The 14,046-nt window shown below is 65.0% G+C and carries 14 protein-coding genes; 6 read left to right on the top strand and 8 right to left on the bottom strand.

Annotation, left to right across the window (positions count from 1 at the left end; translation table 11 throughout):
* Position 1: 1 nt before the first annotated feature.
* The 6 genes from FHG09_RS03300 to hrcA all read right to left on the bottom strand — a co-directional run bounded on the left by FHG09_RS03300 (position 2) and on the right by hrcA (position 5,980).
* Positions 2–1,315, bottom strand: coding sequence for a hemolysin family protein (locus FHG09_RS03300; RefSeq protein ID WP_152346299.1), 1,314 nt, complete (start codon positions 1,313–1,315; stop codon positions 2–4).
* Between the two features lie 2 nt (positions 1,316–1,317).
* Complete coding sequence (gene ybeY, locus FHG09_RS03295) at positions 1,318–1,806, bottom strand: rRNA maturation RNase YbeY (RefSeq protein WP_152346298.1); 489 nt, start codon at positions 1,804–1,806, stop codon at positions 1,318–1,320.
* On the bottom strand, positions 1,803–2,834 hold the full coding sequence (locus FHG09_RS03290) for a PhoH family protein (protein WP_152346297.1): 1,032 nt from the start codon (positions 2,832–2,834) through the stop codon (positions 1,803–1,805). The genes ybeY and FHG09_RS03290 overlap by 4 nt, the downstream gene beginning before the upstream one ends.
* Before the next feature lie 100 nt (positions 2,835–2,934).
* A complete protein-coding gene (locus FHG09_RS03285) occupies positions 2,935–3,696 on the bottom strand; it encodes a 16S rRNA (uracil(1498)-N(3))-methyltransferase (protein WP_152346296.1) in 762 nt (253 codons plus the stop codon).
* Positions 3,693–4,811, bottom strand: a complete 1,119-nt coding sequence (dnaJ, locus tag FHG09_RS03280; protein WP_152346295.1) for a molecular chaperone DnaJ — start codon at positions 4,809–4,811, stop codon at positions 3,693–3,695. Before dnaJ ends, FHG09_RS03285 begins: the two co-directional genes overlap by 4 nt.
* A 128-nt stretch (positions 4,812–4,939) precedes the next feature.
* The gene (hrcA, locus tag FHG09_RS03275; protein ID WP_152346294.1) at positions 4,940–5,980 is read right to left on the bottom strand and encodes a heat-inducible transcriptional repressor HrcA; all 1,041 of its coding nucleotides are present in this window, start codon (positions 5,978–5,980) and stop codon (positions 4,940–4,942) included.
* 161 nt (positions 5,981–6,141) lie between these two features.
* Here hrcA and FHG09_RS03270 point away from each other — a divergent pair, with 161 nt between their 5' ends.
* The 3 genes from FHG09_RS03270 to FHG09_RS03260 all read left to right on the top strand — a co-directional run bounded on the left by FHG09_RS03270 (position 6,142) and on the right by FHG09_RS03260 (position 8,615).
* Positions 6,142–7,005 carry a DUF3097 family protein gene (locus FHG09_RS03270; protein ID WP_152346293.1) on the top strand — a complete coding sequence of 288 codons (864 nt, stop codon included), beginning with the start codon at positions 6,142–6,144 and terminating at the stop codon, positions 7,003–7,005.
* 125 nt (positions 7,006–7,130) lie between these two features.
* The gene (locus FHG09_RS03265; protein WP_152346292.1) at positions 7,131–7,805 is read left to right on the top strand and encodes a DUF4870 domain-containing protein; all 675 of its coding nucleotides are present in this window, start codon (positions 7,131–7,133) and stop codon (positions 7,803–7,805) included.
* Between the two features lie 66 nt (positions 7,806–7,871).
* Positions 7,872–8,615 (top strand): DUF4870 domain-containing protein, encoded by a 744-nt coding sequence (locus tag FHG09_RS03260; protein ID WP_152346291.1) that lies wholly within the window; start codon positions 7,872–7,874, stop codon positions 8,613–8,615.
* Between the two features lie 86 nt (positions 8,616–8,701).
* Here the strand turns inward: FHG09_RS03260 and hemW are convergent, their stop codons facing one another.
* Entirely contained in the window at positions 8,702–9,931 is a 1,230-nt protein-coding gene (hemW, locus tag FHG09_RS03255) for a radical SAM family heme chaperone HemW (RefSeq protein WP_152346290.1), read from the bottom strand.
* A complete protein-coding gene (lepA, locus tag FHG09_RS03250) occupies positions 9,932–11,800 on the bottom strand; it encodes a translation elongation factor 4 (protein WP_152346289.1) in 1,869 nt (622 codons plus the stop codon).
* 163 nt (positions 11,801–11,963) lie between these two features.
* On the opposite strand from lepA, the gene FHG09_RS03245 reads away from it, so the two are divergent.
* The 3 genes from FHG09_RS03245 to rpsT all read left to right on the top strand — a co-directional run bounded on the left by FHG09_RS03245 (position 11,964) and on the right by rpsT (position 13,959).
* Positions 11,964–12,728 carry an endonuclease/exonuclease/phosphatase family protein gene (locus FHG09_RS03245; protein WP_152346288.1) on the top strand — a complete coding sequence of 255 codons (765 nt, stop codon included), beginning with the start codon at positions 11,964–11,966 and terminating at the stop codon, positions 12,726–12,728.
* 115 nt (positions 12,729–12,843) lie between these two features.
* Positions 12,844–13,452 carry a type II toxin-antitoxin system PemK/MazF family toxin gene (locus FHG09_RS03240; RefSeq protein ID WP_152346287.1) on the top strand — a complete coding sequence of 203 codons (609 nt, stop codon included), beginning with the start codon at positions 12,844–12,846 and terminating at the stop codon, positions 13,450–13,452.
* 246 nt (positions 13,453–13,698) lie between these two features.
* On the top strand, positions 13,699–13,959 hold the full coding sequence (gene rpsT / locus FHG09_RS03235) for a 30S ribosomal protein S20 (protein WP_152346286.1): 261 nt from the start codon (positions 13,699–13,701) through the stop codon (positions 13,957–13,959).
* The last annotated feature ends 87 nt before the right edge of the window (positions 13,960–14,046 follow it).

Genomic DNA, 14,046 nt, shown 5'->3' with positions numbered 1-14,046 from the left:
CTCAGTCCTCTTCCTTCGTCCCCGAACCATCGGCTGCGGCGGTCTGCGCGTCGTCTCTGCTGTCCTCGTGGGTGCGGGTGACCCGCACGTGGGTGATCCGGTGGCGGCGGCCCTGGCCCTCCATGGCTTCGATGTCGAGCCCTGCGATATGAGCGCGCGATCCGTCGATGGGCACCCGGTCGATGAGCTTCGAGAGCAGACCGCCGACGCTGTTGACATCGTCTTCGTCGATGCGCACGTCGAAGTACTCGGCGAAATCGGAGATCGACATGCGGGTGCTGATGACGAACGATCCGTCTGCGGCGGCGACGAGTTCGTCATCGCCGTTGTCGTATTCGTCTTCGATCTCACCGACGATCTCTTCGACGATGTCCTCGATGGTCACAAGTCCGGCGGTGCCGCCGTATTCGTCGATGAGGATCGCCAGATGGGTGGAGTCGACCTGCATCTGCCGCAGCAGGTCATCGGCCGGTTTCGTCTCCGGGACGAACAGAACGGTGCGGGCCAGGTTGCCCACGGGTCGGTCGGCCTCCTCGGGGTGGAGGTGGAGGCGGCGGGCGACGTCCTTGAGGTAGGCGACTCCGCGGACGTCATCGAGGTCCTCGCCGCAGACGGGGATGCGGGAGAAGCCGGAGCGGAAGAACAGGTTCATCGTCTTCTGCAGGCTCACCTCGGCGTCGACGGTGATGAGGTCGGTGCGCGGAACCATGACCTCGTTCGCCGAGGTGTCCGAAAGGTTGAACACCGACTGGATCATCTCGCGTTCGCCGTCTTCGATGATGTCGGATTCGCTGGCACGCTCCACGAGGTCGCGCAGCTGTTCAGAGGTCACGAAGGGACCGTCCTTGTACACCTGATCCGGGGTGAGCAGATTGCCGAGCACGACGAGGATGCGGGTCAGCGGTTTGAGCGCGACGAGGACGATGCGCACGACCCAGCTGAGGTTGAGGCTCACGGCCAGGGACCGGCGTTTGCCGATCGTGCGCGGGGAGACTCCGGCGATGATGAAGACCGCCACCGAGGCGGTGAGCACCGTGAGGAACACCATGAGCGGGCCAACGGAGTAGTAGGAGTCATAGGCCAGGGCGATGAACACCGTGGCGAGTGCTTCGAGGAAGTTGCGGACGAAGATGATGACGTTGATGTTCGTCGGCAGGTCCGCGAGGATCTTCTCCACGCGCACTGCCGCCCGTCTGCCTTCCTCCTTGGCCTCTTCGACCGCGTGGTGGGAGACGTTGAGCAGGGCGGCATCCACGGCCGAGAGAGTGGCGGCGATGATCAGGCACAGGGCCGCACCGAGGAAGTACGCGAACACGGTCAGACCTCGGTGGGGGTGGGGATGTCGGTGCGACCGTCATAGCGGGCCGCGAAGAAGGTCAGCAGCAGATGCCGCTGCAGGGCGAACATCTCTTCCCGCTCTTCGGGCTCACCGTGGTCGTAGCCGAGCAGGTGGAGGAATCCGTGGACGGTGAGCAGCAGGATTTCATCCATCGTCGAATGGCCGGCCGCTCGAGCCTGGGATTCGGCCACCTCGGGGCAGATGATGACATCGCCCATCTGGCCCTCGGACGGATCGTCCGGTTCTCCACGGTGGAGCTGATCCATGGGAAAGGACATGACATCGGTCGGGCCCTCGAGGTCCATCCAGGTGACGTGGAGTTCGGACATGGCGGCCGAGTCGACCATGGTCACGGCCAGTTCCGCACCGGGGTGCATGTGCAGAGCTTCGCCGAGGTATTCGGTCAGGGCCACGACCTCGTCGAGGTCCACCTCGGCTTCGGTCTCGTTGAGGATCTCGGTGTTCATTCGGCATTCCCCCACAGGTCGTAGGCATCGACGATCTTCGTCACCAGCGAATGCCGGACGACGTCCTTGCTGCCCAGTTCGCAGAACTGCAGGTCCTCGATCCCGTCGAGGATGTCGCGGACGACCTTGAGCCCGCTGCGGGTCTTGCCCGGCAGATCGATCTGGGAGATGTCGCCGGTCACGACCATGCGTGATCCGAATCCGAGGCGGGTGAGGAACATCTTCATCTGCTCGGCCGTCGTGTTCTGGGCTTCGTCGAGGATGATGAAGGCGTCGTTGAGGGTCCGACCGCGCATGTACGCCAAGGGAGCGACCTCGATCGTGCCGGTCTCGATGAGCAGCGGGATCGACTCGGGATCGACCATGTCGTGCAGGGCATCGTAGAGCGGACGCACGTACGGGTCGATCTTGTCGTTGAGAGTTCCCGGCAGGTAGCCCAGCGATTCCCCGGCTTCGACGGCGGGCCGGGTGAGGATGATCCGCGAGACCTCTTTGTGCTGGAGGGCGTTGACAGCCATGGCCATCGCCAGGTACGTCTTGCCGGTTCCGGCCGGGCCGATGCCGAAGGTGATCGTGTGATTGCGGATGGCCTTGACGTAGTCGTGCTGGCCCATCGTCTTCGGACGGATCGACTTGCCCCTGGTGGAGAGGATGTTCGTGCCCAGCACCGTCGAGGCGGCCGCACCTTCGGAAGAGAATGTCGCGACCCGGTCGATCGTCTCTTCGTTGATGCGATGGCCGGCGGTGTAGAGCTTCTTGAGTTCCCCGATGACGCTGACGAACGCTTCGACGCGTTTCGGGTCGCCGGTGACCTGGACCTGGTTGGCCCGGACGTGGATGTCGAGGTCGTCGAAGGTCTTCTCCAGAGCACGCAGGTTCGACTCTCCGGGGCCGAAGAAGGCGACGAGGTCGATGGAGTCGGGGATGACCAGGCGCACGGTGTCGCGTGCGGAGCCGCGTGTGTCCGTCGCGGTGTCATCCTCAGCGGCACCGTCGTTGTGGGCGGTGTCCGGGTCGGTGGGGTTCATGGGGTTCGAATTGGGTGGGGTGATGTCCAGAATGTTCCTTTGCGAGTGAGCGCACCGTCACCGGCGGCGCCTGAATGTGCTTCCATCCTAGTCCGACGCCTCACCAACGGCCCAATGAATTCTGGGCCAGGACCAGACCGGCCGATCCCGCCGATGATGAGCGCAGGATCGTGGGACCGAGGCACACCGGCAGCGCTCCGCGACCGGTCAGGGCGTCGAGTTCTCCGTCGCTGATGCCGCCTTCGGGTCCGACGACGAAGACGATGCGTGCCGGCAGCTGGGCGGGGTCACCTGCGGCCAGGTCGGCCAGGGCGTCGGAGAGTCTCCGCTGCGCGGTCTCGTGGAGGACGAAGACGGCATCGGTGTCGCCGACGGTCTGGGCCAGGGAGGATCCGCGGACGAGGTCGTGGAGGACCGGGAACCGTGAACGTCTGGCCTGGAGGGAGGCCGCAGCCAAGAGGTTCTCCCATTTTGCGGCCATCCTCTCCCGCTTCTTGGCCGGCCAGTCCGCGATCGAGCGTTCGGCGGCCCAGGGAATGACCTCGTCGACGCCGATCTCCGTGGCCGTCTCGATGGCCTGCAGGTCCCGGTCGCCCTTCGCCAGTGCCTGGACGAGGACGAGGCGCGGACCCGTGCTGTCCTCGTTCGTCACCGCGGTGACGTCGATCGTCATCTCATTCGCCGAGGCGGCCGTGACGGTTCCGCGGGCCCGTGTGCCTGCGCCGTCGACGATGTCGATCTCCTCGCCGGGACCGATCCGACGCACCCGCACCGCGTGCCCGGCCACGTCCTCACCGAGGGTGAGTGCGGAACCGACGGCAGCCTCGGCGGCCGTGGCGGAGCGGAAGACGGGACGACTCACCGACCGGCGAACCTCTCACGCATGCGGGAGAACATTCCCCGGTTCTCGGTCGATATCTGGGCGCGTGGTGTCTCTTCTCCGCGCAGCTGGGCGAGCTTCTCGAGCAGTTCCCGTTGGTCGTCGTCGAGTTTGTCCGGGGTGAGGACATCGATGGTGATGAGCAGGTCGCCCCGGGTCTCCGAACGTAGACGGGCGGCACCGAGTCCGGAGAGTTTGACGACAGTGCCGGACTGGGTGCCGGAGGCGATGTTGAGGTCCTGGGTGCCGTCGAAGGTCTCGAACGGAATGGTCGCGCCCAGGGTCGCGGCGGTCATCGGCACCGAGACGGCGGCGCGGAGGTTGTCGCCGTCGCGCTGGAAGACCTCGTGGCGGGTGACCATGACCTCGACGAAGAGGTCACCGGCGGGTCCGCCGCCGGGGCCGACCTCGCCCTGGCTGGACAGCTGGATGCGGGTGCCGTCGGAGACGCCCGCGGGGATGCGGATCTTCATGGTCCGCTGCTTGCGCACACGTCCGTCGCCCTGGCAGTTGAGGCAGGGGTTCGGGATGACGGTGCCGAAGCCGTGGCAGGAGTTGCAGGTCTGGTTCGTGACCATCTGTCCCAGCAGGGTCCGGGTCATGCGCTGGACGCTGCCGGCACCGTGGCACAGTGAGCAGGTCTCGATCTTGGTGCCCTCCTGAGTGCCGGCACCGGAGCAGGTGTCGCAGACGACCGCGGTGGTCACATCGAGGTCGACGGTGCCGCCGAAGGCTGCGGTCTTCAGGTCGATGTTGACGCCGACGAGGGCGTCCTTGCCACGCTGTGTGCGCGGGATCGGGCCGCCGGCCTGGCCGCCGCCACCGCCGAAGAAGGTTTCGAAGATGTCGCCGAATCCGCCGAATCCGCCGCCGCCGGCGGGGAAGCCCTGACCGTTCTCGCCGCCGCCCATATCGTAGTTGCGGCGCTTGTCCGGATCGGAGAGCACATCGTAGGCCAGTGAGATGGCTTTGAATTCGTCTTCGTGACCTGGATTGACGTCCGGGTGGTACTTGCGTGCCAGCTTCCGGTACGACGCCTTGATCTCAGCCGCGGAAGCATCTTTGGACACTCCGAGTGTTTCATAGTGATCGGCCACAGAAACTTCTCTCTCCCTGACGTAGTGGTGTTCTCTGTTCGTGGTGGTGGCGGCTGCGCTGCTGCGCGGTCCTCACCGATGTTGTGCTGCCCGGCTCCGGGCGCGTCTGGTCGTCGTCACTTCGGGCCCTACCCTCGATCCAGGATCGAGGACACGTATTTCGCGACGGCACGGACTGCCGAGATCGTCGTCGGATAGTCCATTCGGGTCGGGCCGAGCACTGCCAGTCTGGCCGAGGAACCCGCGTCATGACCATATTCGGCGGCGACGACGGAAGTCGAGCTGAACGATTCGTGAGTATTCTCACGCCCGATGCGCACGCTGATCTCCTCGTGGTCTTCGGCCATCGAGGTGAGCAGCCTGAGCAGGACCACCTGCTCCTCGAAGGCTTCGAGGATCGGGGCCATCTTCTCTCCGAATTCGCTTCCGGAGCGGGCGAGATTCGCAGTGCCGGCCATGATGATGCGCTCTTCACGGGTCGCGGCGACGAGGTCGACGACGGCGGCGCGGACCTGCTTGAGGCCGGAGTCGTCACGAGCAGCCGCCTCACTCGGTTCGGGGGCGGCCGCCTCGGCGGCGGAAGTCGATCCGAAGATCTGGGCGAGTGTGCGCCCCGCGAACTCGGCGTTGATCTGATCGCGCAGTCCGCGCACGGCGTCTTCGTCGACCGGGGTCGGGGTGATCACGGTCTTCTGTTCGACCTGTCCGGCATCGGTGATGAGGACGACGAGGATGCGGCCGGGACCGAGACCGACGATCTCGATGTGTTTGATGCGGGCCCGTGACACCGTCGGGTACTGGATGAGGGCCACCTGGCGGGTGAGGCCGGAGAGGACGCGGACGGTGCGGTCGAGCATCTCGTCGAGTTCGACGTCACCGTCGATGAGCTGGAGGATCGCGCGGCGTTCTGCGGTGGTCAGCGGTTTGAACTCGTCGATGCGATCGACGAACATCCGGTACCCCAGGTCGGTGGGGATCCGGCCGGCCGAGGTGTGGGGCTGGGCGATATAGCCCTCCAGTTCGAGCTGGGCCATATCGTTGCGGATCGTGGCCGGAGAGACGCCGAGGGTGTGGCGCTGCACGATCGCCTTCGATCCCACGGGTTCGTTGGTGGCGACGAAGTCCTCGACGATGGCGCGCAGCACCTGTGCTCGTCTGCTGTCGTTCATCGCGGGTCTCCTCTCCGTCTCGCCGGGCCGATCGCGGTTCCGCGCCTGCGCTTGGCACTCCTTGGGCCTGAGTGCCAATTCTACGCCTCTCGTTCCAGGAATTCATTTCTGGGGTGGCCTGCGGGTCTGCGCCCATGCGGGAGAGTCCTTGACTAGGGTGGTTGCCCGTGAATGCTTTTGATCGCTATGGCCCCGATGTGCTCTCCGGTTCCTCACCCTCGTCACACCGGCCGAAGAAGTCCCGCCAGGTCGAGCTCGGCCTGGGCATGGTCCTCGAGGATGCCGTGAGCGGCTATGTCGGCGCTGTCGTCGGTGCGGAGAAGACCACGGCCGGGGTCATCGTCAAGCTTGAGGACCGCGTCGGAAAGGTGCGCGCCTTCCCCCTGGGGCCGGGGTTCCTCCTCGAAGGGCAGCCGGTCGATGTGCAGCTGCCGAAGAAGCGGGCGCGAGAGCCCGGACGGACCGCTTCGGGCTCTCGCGCCGTGGCCGGTGCGAAGGCTCGGGTGGCACGCGGCTCGCGGATCTGGGTCGAAGGCAAGCACGATGCCGAACTCGTCGAGAAGATCTGGGGCGATGATCTGCGCATCGAGGGCGTCGTCGTCGAACCTCTGGGCGGTCTCGACGATGTCGCCGACAAGCTGGAGGCCTTCGGTCCGGACCAGGACCACCGGGTGGGTGTCCTCGCCGACCACCTGGTGAGCGGGACTAAGGAATCGAAGATCGCCGAGGCTGTCCGCGCCGATCCGCGCTATCGCGACGTCGTCCACATCATCGGTCACCCCTACGTCGATATCTGGCAGGCGGTGAAGCCCCATGTCGTCGGAATCCGCGAATGGCCGGTCGTCCCCCGGGGCGAGGACTGGAAGACGGGAATCCTGCGTCGCATCGGGTGGCCGCATGCCGACCATCGGGATGTCGCTCGCGGGTGGGTGCGCATCCTCGGGAAGGTCAGCACCATCGCCGATGTCGAACCGACGCTGTCGGGGCGGGTCGAGGAGCTCATCGATTTCGTCACCGTCGGCTGAGCGTCTCCGGTGGCCCGACGCGGTCGGCGTGTGCCGAAACTGTCACAGGAGTGAGGCTTTCCCGACATCCTCGGTGTGGGTCGCTCCGCTAGGGTGAATGGCAAGCGTTCGTCGAAAGGATCCCCATGTCGTTCACCCCCGAACAGCCCGGCAGCCGTCCGATGCCCCCGAACTACTCTCAGGCCTCCGGACCGCAGCAGCCCTACGCTCCGCAGAACCAGCAGTACTCTCAGCCGCAGAGCTACGGCGGCCAGTCCGCCTACGGCTCGCAACCCGCCTACGGCTCACAACCCGGGTACGGCGGTCAGCCCGGGTACGGCGCTCAACCGGGTTACGGCGCTCAGCCCGGGTACGGAATGCCGCAGATGCACAATCCGGCGATGTTCGACTCCCGCTCTCTGCCCGAGCAGGCCTACGGCCTTGGTTCCGAACAGTTCTGGATGGCTCACGAACCCGACCGGACCACGGCACTGTGGACCCACCTCGGCGCGATCATCTTCGGCTTCATGCCGCTCATCATGTTCCTCGTGAAGAAGGACGAATCGCCCTTCGTCCGGGAGCACTCCCGTCAGGGCCTCAACGCGCTGATCACGAACACGATCGTGACTTTCGGGGCCCTCTTCGTCTTCGGCATCCTCGGTTTCATGCTGGCACTTGTGACATTCGGTATCGGCATCCTCCTCGTGTATGCAGCGCTCATCGTCCCGCTCGTCTACGTCGTCCTCTACATCATCGCGGCCGTCGCGGCGAACAAGGGCGAAGGTTACAAGTTCCCGCTCACCATCAACTTCGTGAAGTGACCATTCCCCGTCACCCCGCACTCTCTGGGTTAGTGTGGGGTCATCGCAAACTCTGAAGGGACTCTCATGTCGGACAACCCGCAGCAGCCGAACAACGGACAGTCGCAGCCGATGCCGCCGAACTATTCGCCGCAGTCGGGCTCGCAGCAGCCGCACACTCAGCAGCCTCAACAGGGAAGCCAACCTCAGTACGGCTCCCAGCCGCAGGACCCGGCGTACGGTTCTCAGCCGCAGAACCCTCAGCAGGGCCATCCGGGGTACGGCTCGCAGCAGGCTTATGGCAGTCAGCCCGGTTACGGGCCTCAGCAGCCCTACGGCGCTCCGCAGGGTCAGCCTCAGGCCGGGTACGGATTCCAGGGAGCGTCGTCGGCGCACTCACCGGCGGCCGGTGTGCCCATGGGCTCCGAACTTCCTGATGCGGCCTATGGTCCGGGCTCTGTCGGGTTCTGGAACGCCGACCAGACCGAACGGACGACGGCCCTGTGGTCGCACCTCGCCCACGCGGCCACCTACGTCATCGGACTCGGCTGGATCGTCACTCTCATCCTCTTCATCATCAACAAGGACAAGTCGCCGTTCCTCCGCCATCATGGTGCGCAATCACTCAACCTGCTGATCATCGGTGTCATCGCCGGATTCGGCATCGGGCTGATCGGAGGGGTTCTCTCCATCGTCGGCATCGGACTGCTCATCCTGCTGCTCCTGCCGGTGCTCTCGATCTACATGATCATCATCGAGATCATCGCCGGACTGGCAGCCAACCGAGGTGAGGGCTACCGAATCCCGATGACTCCGAACTGGATCAAGTGATCTGACGCTCCCCGAGGGTCTCACCCCAGCAGAGTCGCTGAGCAGTTCGCCCCACCGCCCGAACCGGGTGGCGGGGCGAAACTCATTCACACGTATTCGGTGAGGACGCGGACCATGTGGTCGGCCAGCAGACGTCCCTGCAGAGTCGGCTGGAACCAGCCGGCCTCCACGCCATCGGCGTCGAGCAGTCCCTGTCTGACGAATGTTCTGATCGCCTGCTCGCTGCCTGGTGCCAGAGAATCCAGACGCAGCTCCCGGTCGATTCGGGCGGCCAGCATGATCCGTTCGATCTCCCGGGTCTGGTCGTCGAGGACCTCACGGCCGATCGACGGGGATTCCCCTGCCCCCAGCCTGTCGGCCCAGGCACGCGGGTGTTTGGCATTCCAGAACCGGACTCCCCCGACGTGTGAGTGAGCGCCGGGGCCGAAGCCCCACCAATCGGCATTGCGCCAATAGGCCATATTGTGCTCACAGCGCGTCTCGGGACCGGTCGACCAGTTGCTCACTTCGTACCAGTGCAGACCGGCAGCGGAGATCGCGGCGTCGGCGATCTCGTATTTGTCGGCCAGATCGTCCTCATCGGGCATGGGCAGCTGCCCGCGGCGTACCAGCGAGCCCATCTTCGTGCCCGGTTCGACGATGAGGGAATAGGCCGAAATGTGGTCGACGTCGTTTCCGAGTGCGACGTCGAGGGATCTGCGCCAATCGTCGATCGACTCCCCCGGGGTGCCGAAGATGAGGTCGAGGCTGAGCTCGAGGCCGGCTTCCTTGACCCAGCGAGCCACCTCGGGGATCTTCTCCGGATCGTGGGTGCGGTCCAAGGTCGCGAGCACATGCGGCACAGCCGACTGCATGCCCATGGAGATGCGGTTGAAACCGGCTCCGGCCAACGTCGCGATGTACGCGGGATCCAAGGTGTCGGGGTTGGCTTCGGTGGTGACTTCGACGTTCTCGGCCAGGCGGAAGCGAGCACGGATATCGTCCATCACCCCGGCGAGCACGTCGGCTGCGAGCAGCGTCGGGGTGCCTCCGCCGAAGAAGATCGTCGAGACCTCACGATCGCCCGCCCCCACCTCGGCGAGGGTGGACACGGACAGGTCGAGCTCGCGGGCGAGATTGCTGCGGTAGTCCTCCCGGGACGCCCCCGGCCCGAGGTCCTCGGCGGTATAGGTGTTGAAGTCGCAGTAGCCGCAGCGGACCCGGCAGTACGGGACGTGGACGTAGAGGCTCAGCCCCCGCTCGGCGGCGCCGATTCCTGCCGATGGCGGCAGGGAACCGTCGCGCGGAGGGACCTCGCCGGTCGGTTGTGCGGGCACTTACTTCTTGCTGTCCTTCGTCTCCGGCTCGTCCGAGGACAGGGCCGCGATGAATGCCTCCTGCGGCACCTCGACGGTGCCGACCATCTTCATCCGCTTCTTGCCTTCCTTCTGCTTCTCGAGCAGCTTGCGCTTACGGCTGATGTCGCCGCCGTAGCACTTCGACAGCACGTCCTTGCGGATGGCGCGGATGGTCTCACGGGCGATGATCCGGGATCCGATGGCCGCCTGGATGGGCACCTCGAACTGCTGGCGCGGGATGAGCTTGCGCAGCTTCCCGGCCATCGCCACCCCGTAGGAGTACGCCTTGTCACGGTGGACGATCGCGGAGAACGCGTCGACCTGGTCGCCGTGCAGCAGGATGTCGACCTTGACGAGGTCGGAGGCATCCTGACCGTCGTCGGAGTAGTCGAGAGAGGCGTAGCCCTTGGTCCGGGACTTCAGCTGGTCGAAGAAGTCGAAGACGATCTCTGCCAAAGGCAGCCGGTAGCGGATCTCCACCCGGTCCGAGGACAGGTAGTCCATGCCCTGAAGTTTGCCGCGACGGTCCTGGCACAGTTCCATCACCGCACCGATGTAATCGCTGGGGGTGAGGATGGTGGCCTGAACCATCGGTTCGCGGACTTCCCTGATCTTGCCGGTGGGGTATTCGCTCGGGTTCGTCACCACGGCCTCCGAGCCGTCTTCCATGGTCACGTCGTAGATCACCGACGGTGCGGTGGAGATGAGATCGAGGTCGAACTCGCGTTCCAGGCGGTCACGCAGGACTTCGAGGTGGAGCAGACCGAGGAATCCGCAGCGGAATCCGAAGCCCAGAGCCGTCGAGGTCTCGGGTTCGTAGGCCAGGGAGGCATCATTGAGTTTGAGTTTGTCGAGGGCGTCTCGCAGCACCGGATAGTCGGAGCCGTCGATCGGGAAGAGTCCGGAGAACACCATCGGCTTGGGTTCGCGGTAGCCGTCGAGAGGCTGATCGGCCGGGGTGGCCGCGGCGGTGACGGTGTCACCGACCTTCGACAGTCGCACGTCTTTGACCCCCGTGATGAGGTAGCCGACCTCGCCGACGCCCAGGCCCTTCGTCGCCTTGGGCTCGGGCATGGAGGCACCGATCTCCTGCAGCTCATGGGTGGTGCCGGTCGACATCATCTCGATCTTCTCGCGCGGGGCCAGCGAACCGTCGATGACGCGGACATAGGTGACCACACCGCGGTAGGTGTCGTAGACGGAGTCGAAGATCATCGCGCGTGCCGGTGCGTCGGCGTCGCCGACGGGGCCGGGGATATCGGTGATGATGCGGTCGAGGACCTCTTCGACGCCTTCGCCGGTCTTGCCCGACACGAGCAGGCAGTCCTCGGGTTCGCAGCCGATGAGGTTGGCGAGTTCTTCCGCGTACTTCTCCGGCTGCGCGGCGGGCAGGTCGATCTTGTTGAGCACGGGGATGATCGTCAGATCGTTCTCCATGGCCAGGTACAGGTTCGCCAGCGTCTGGGCTTCGATGCCCTGAGCCGAATCGACGAGCAGCAGCGCACCTTCACAGGCGGCCAGGGAACGCGAGACCTCATAGCTGAAGTCGACGTGGCCGGGAGTGTCGATCATGTTGAGCGCGTACGGGGTGTCCTCGTGTTCCCACGGCATGCGCACGGCCTGGGATTTGATGGTGATTCCGCGTTCGCGTTCGATGTCCATCCGGTCGAGGTACTGGGCACGCATATCGCGGTTCTCGACGACACCGGTCATCTGGAGCATGCGGTCGGCCAGGGTCGACTTGCCGTGGTCGATATGAGCGATGATGCAGAAATTGCGAATCAGCTCGGGTGAGGTGGCAGACGGTGAGATCCGCTGTGCAGCTTCCTTATTCACCTGAGGTGACATGAACGCCCTTCCTTCGACAGACCAGGTCCCCAGACAGACCCGATCTCCCATTGTTTCATGACTTGCGCACGGACTCGGAATCCGCGGCGTGCGCATCATGATCGTCCCTGACTTTCGCGGTTCGGACCCCTGCCGGGCGGCACAGATCGGGGAAGATGGTGTCATGAGCGATTTCCGGGTCATGAGCTTCAACCTCCGCTATCCCGCCATGGACGGTCATCCGGTGGCCGAGCGGCTGCCGATCGCCGCCGAGCTCATCCGGCGCGCCCATCCCCACATCATCGGCACCCAGGAGGGCGAACTCGACCAGCTCGAGACGCTCATCAGCCTCCTGCCCGAGGAGTACATCTGGCTCGGAGAGGGGCATTCCGGCGGCAATTCCGGTGAGTTCACCGCCGTGATCCTCGATTCGAAGCGCTTCGACGTCGAAGCCGTGGACATCAGCTGGCTCTCGGAACAGCCCGACACCGTGGCGTCGGAATCGTGGGGAGTCTCCCATGCGCGCACCCTGACGACGGTCGACGTCCGCGATATCGGCTCCGACCGGCGGCTGCGGGTGCTCAACACCCACCTCGATCACAAGTCCGAGCGCGCCCGACTCGAATCCGGTCGGCTCATGGCCGACACCATCGCCGAGGCGGCCCACCCCTGCGTGGTCACCGGTGACTTCAATGTCGCCACCGGGTCCCCGGTCTACGACTTCTTCTGCATCGAGCTCGGCCTCACCGACACCGCCGCCGAGATGCCAGGTGAGGACATCGGCACCTTCCACCGCTACAAGGGTCCGAAAGTCGGTGAACCGCGCATCGACTGGATCCTCACCACCCCGGGCCTGCGGACGGTGTCCACCCGCATCGACACGTTCGACGCCGACGGGAAGTATCCCTCCGACCATTTCCCCGTCGAGGCGGTTCTCGACTTCACGTGACCGTGTCGGCGCGCTGCAGCCCCCTGCCCGACCGGTTCGCTGTTCTTCGGGCTCGCTGTCCGACGGGTTCGCTGTTCTTCAGGTGCGTGGCAGCCGACTCGTTTAGGCTGGACGTATGAATTGGAGATCACTGGTCAATCGGGCCGCGAGAATCGGAGTCCGTGAGGGGCTGCGCTACCTGCGTCAGTCGCAGTCGAAGAAGAACTCCGGGGGTGCCTCGCAGCCCACGGATGCCCGCCGGCAGACTCCCGCGCAGTCGGACGGCGGAGGCGGTGCCGCCTCGGCGAGGCCTGCTGAGCGTTCCGTCTCGGGCGGGGCGGGTTCGTATCCCGGTGATTACACGGGTCCGCTCACGGTCAGCTACTCTCCCGATCTCGACGGCGACGCCGATCCGGGCGAGGTCGTCTGGGGGTGGATCCCCTTCGAGGAGGACCATTCGCAGGGCAAGGATCGGCCGTCCCTCGTCGTCGGTCGCGACGGCAGATGGGTGCTCGCGCTCATGCTCACCAGCCAAGATCACATTCCCGGCGGGGTCGGCGAGGTCCGTGAGGACCGGCATGCCACGTGGATGAACATCGGCACCGGGGACTGGGATTCGCAGGGTCGGCCCTCTGAGCTCCGCCTTGATCGGGTCATCCGACTCGACCCGGATTCGATCCGCCGGGAAGGTGCGATCATGCCCCGTGAAGTGTTCGATCATGTGGCCGAGAACCTCGCCGGCTGAGACCCGGCAGAGCATCTGGATCGCGCCCCTGCATCCGCGGCAGGGCAGGGCAGGACAGAGATTTCCGGCCCGGGGCCCGAGCCTGTATCATGGGTGATTGTGTCTTCATCAAGGCGTGTGTCTCGCCGAGGTCGGGTGAAGATGCCGTCGGATTCGATGTCGTCGATGTGTTTCCCCGCGGAGATGATCATGTCGGTTCGATGCGCCCTCACGACCATGTACCACTAACACGGAAGAGTGTTGAAATTGGCTAATATCAAGTCCCAGATCAAGCGGAACAAGACCAACGAGAAGGCTCGTCAGCGCAACAAGGCTGTCCGGTCCGAGGTTCGGTCCTACATCCGCGTCGTTCGCGAGAACATCGCTGCCGGCAACAAGGAAGAGGCACAGCAGGCTTATGCTGTGGCTGCCCGCAGGCTCGACAAGGCTGTTTCGAAGGGTGTTCTGCACAAGAACAACGCTGCGAACCGCAAGTCGCGCCTGGCCACGCAGATCAACGCTCTCTGAGCAGACGACTGAGGCTGTAGCTTCTCAGGGCTCGATCCGAAAGGGTCGGGCCCTGATTCATTCCCCCAATTACTACCTGACGGCGGC

It is taken from the genome of Brevibacterium sp. CFH 10365 (assembly GCF_009299785.1).
GTDB lineage: Bacteria > Actinomycetota > Actinomycetes > Actinomycetales > Brevibacteriaceae > Brevibacterium > Brevibacterium limosum.
This window is presented reverse-complemented; position numbering and strand designations above follow the sequence as displayed.

What these genes read in the sequence shown, in the direction of transcription:
- ybeY (WP_152346298.1), bottom strand. Translation starts at nt 1,806, where the DNA reads ATGAACACCGAGATCCTCAACGAGACCGAAGCCGAGGTGGACCTCGAC.
- FHG09_RS03290 (WP_152346297.1), bottom strand. Translation starts at nt 2,834, where the DNA reads ATGAACCCCACCGACCCGGACACCGCCCACAACGACGGTGCCGCTGAG.
- hrcA (WP_152346294.1), bottom strand. Translation starts at nt 5,980, where the DNA reads ATGAACGACAGCAGACGAGCACAGGTGCTGCGCGCCATCGTCGAGGAC.
- FHG09_RS03265 (WP_152346292.1), top strand. Translation starts at nt 7,131, where the DNA reads ATGTCGTTCACCCCCGAACAGCCCGGCAGCCGTCCGATGCCCCCGAAC.
- FHG09_RS03260 (WP_152346291.1), top strand. Translation starts at nt 7,872, where the DNA reads ATGTCGGACAACCCGCAGCAGCCGAACAACGGACAGTCGCAGCCGATG.
- lepA (WP_152346289.1), bottom strand. Translation starts at nt 11,800, where the DNA reads ATGTCACCTCAGGTGAATAAGGAAGCTGCACAGCGGATCTCACCGTCT.
- FHG09_RS03245 (WP_152346288.1), top strand. Translation starts at nt 11,964, where the DNA reads ATGAGCGATTTCCGGGTCATGAGCTTCAACCTCCGCTATCCCGCCATG.
- FHG09_RS03240 (WP_152346287.1), top strand. Translation starts at nt 12,844, where the DNA reads ATGAATTGGAGATCACTGGTCAATCGGGCCGCGAGAATCGGAGTCCGT.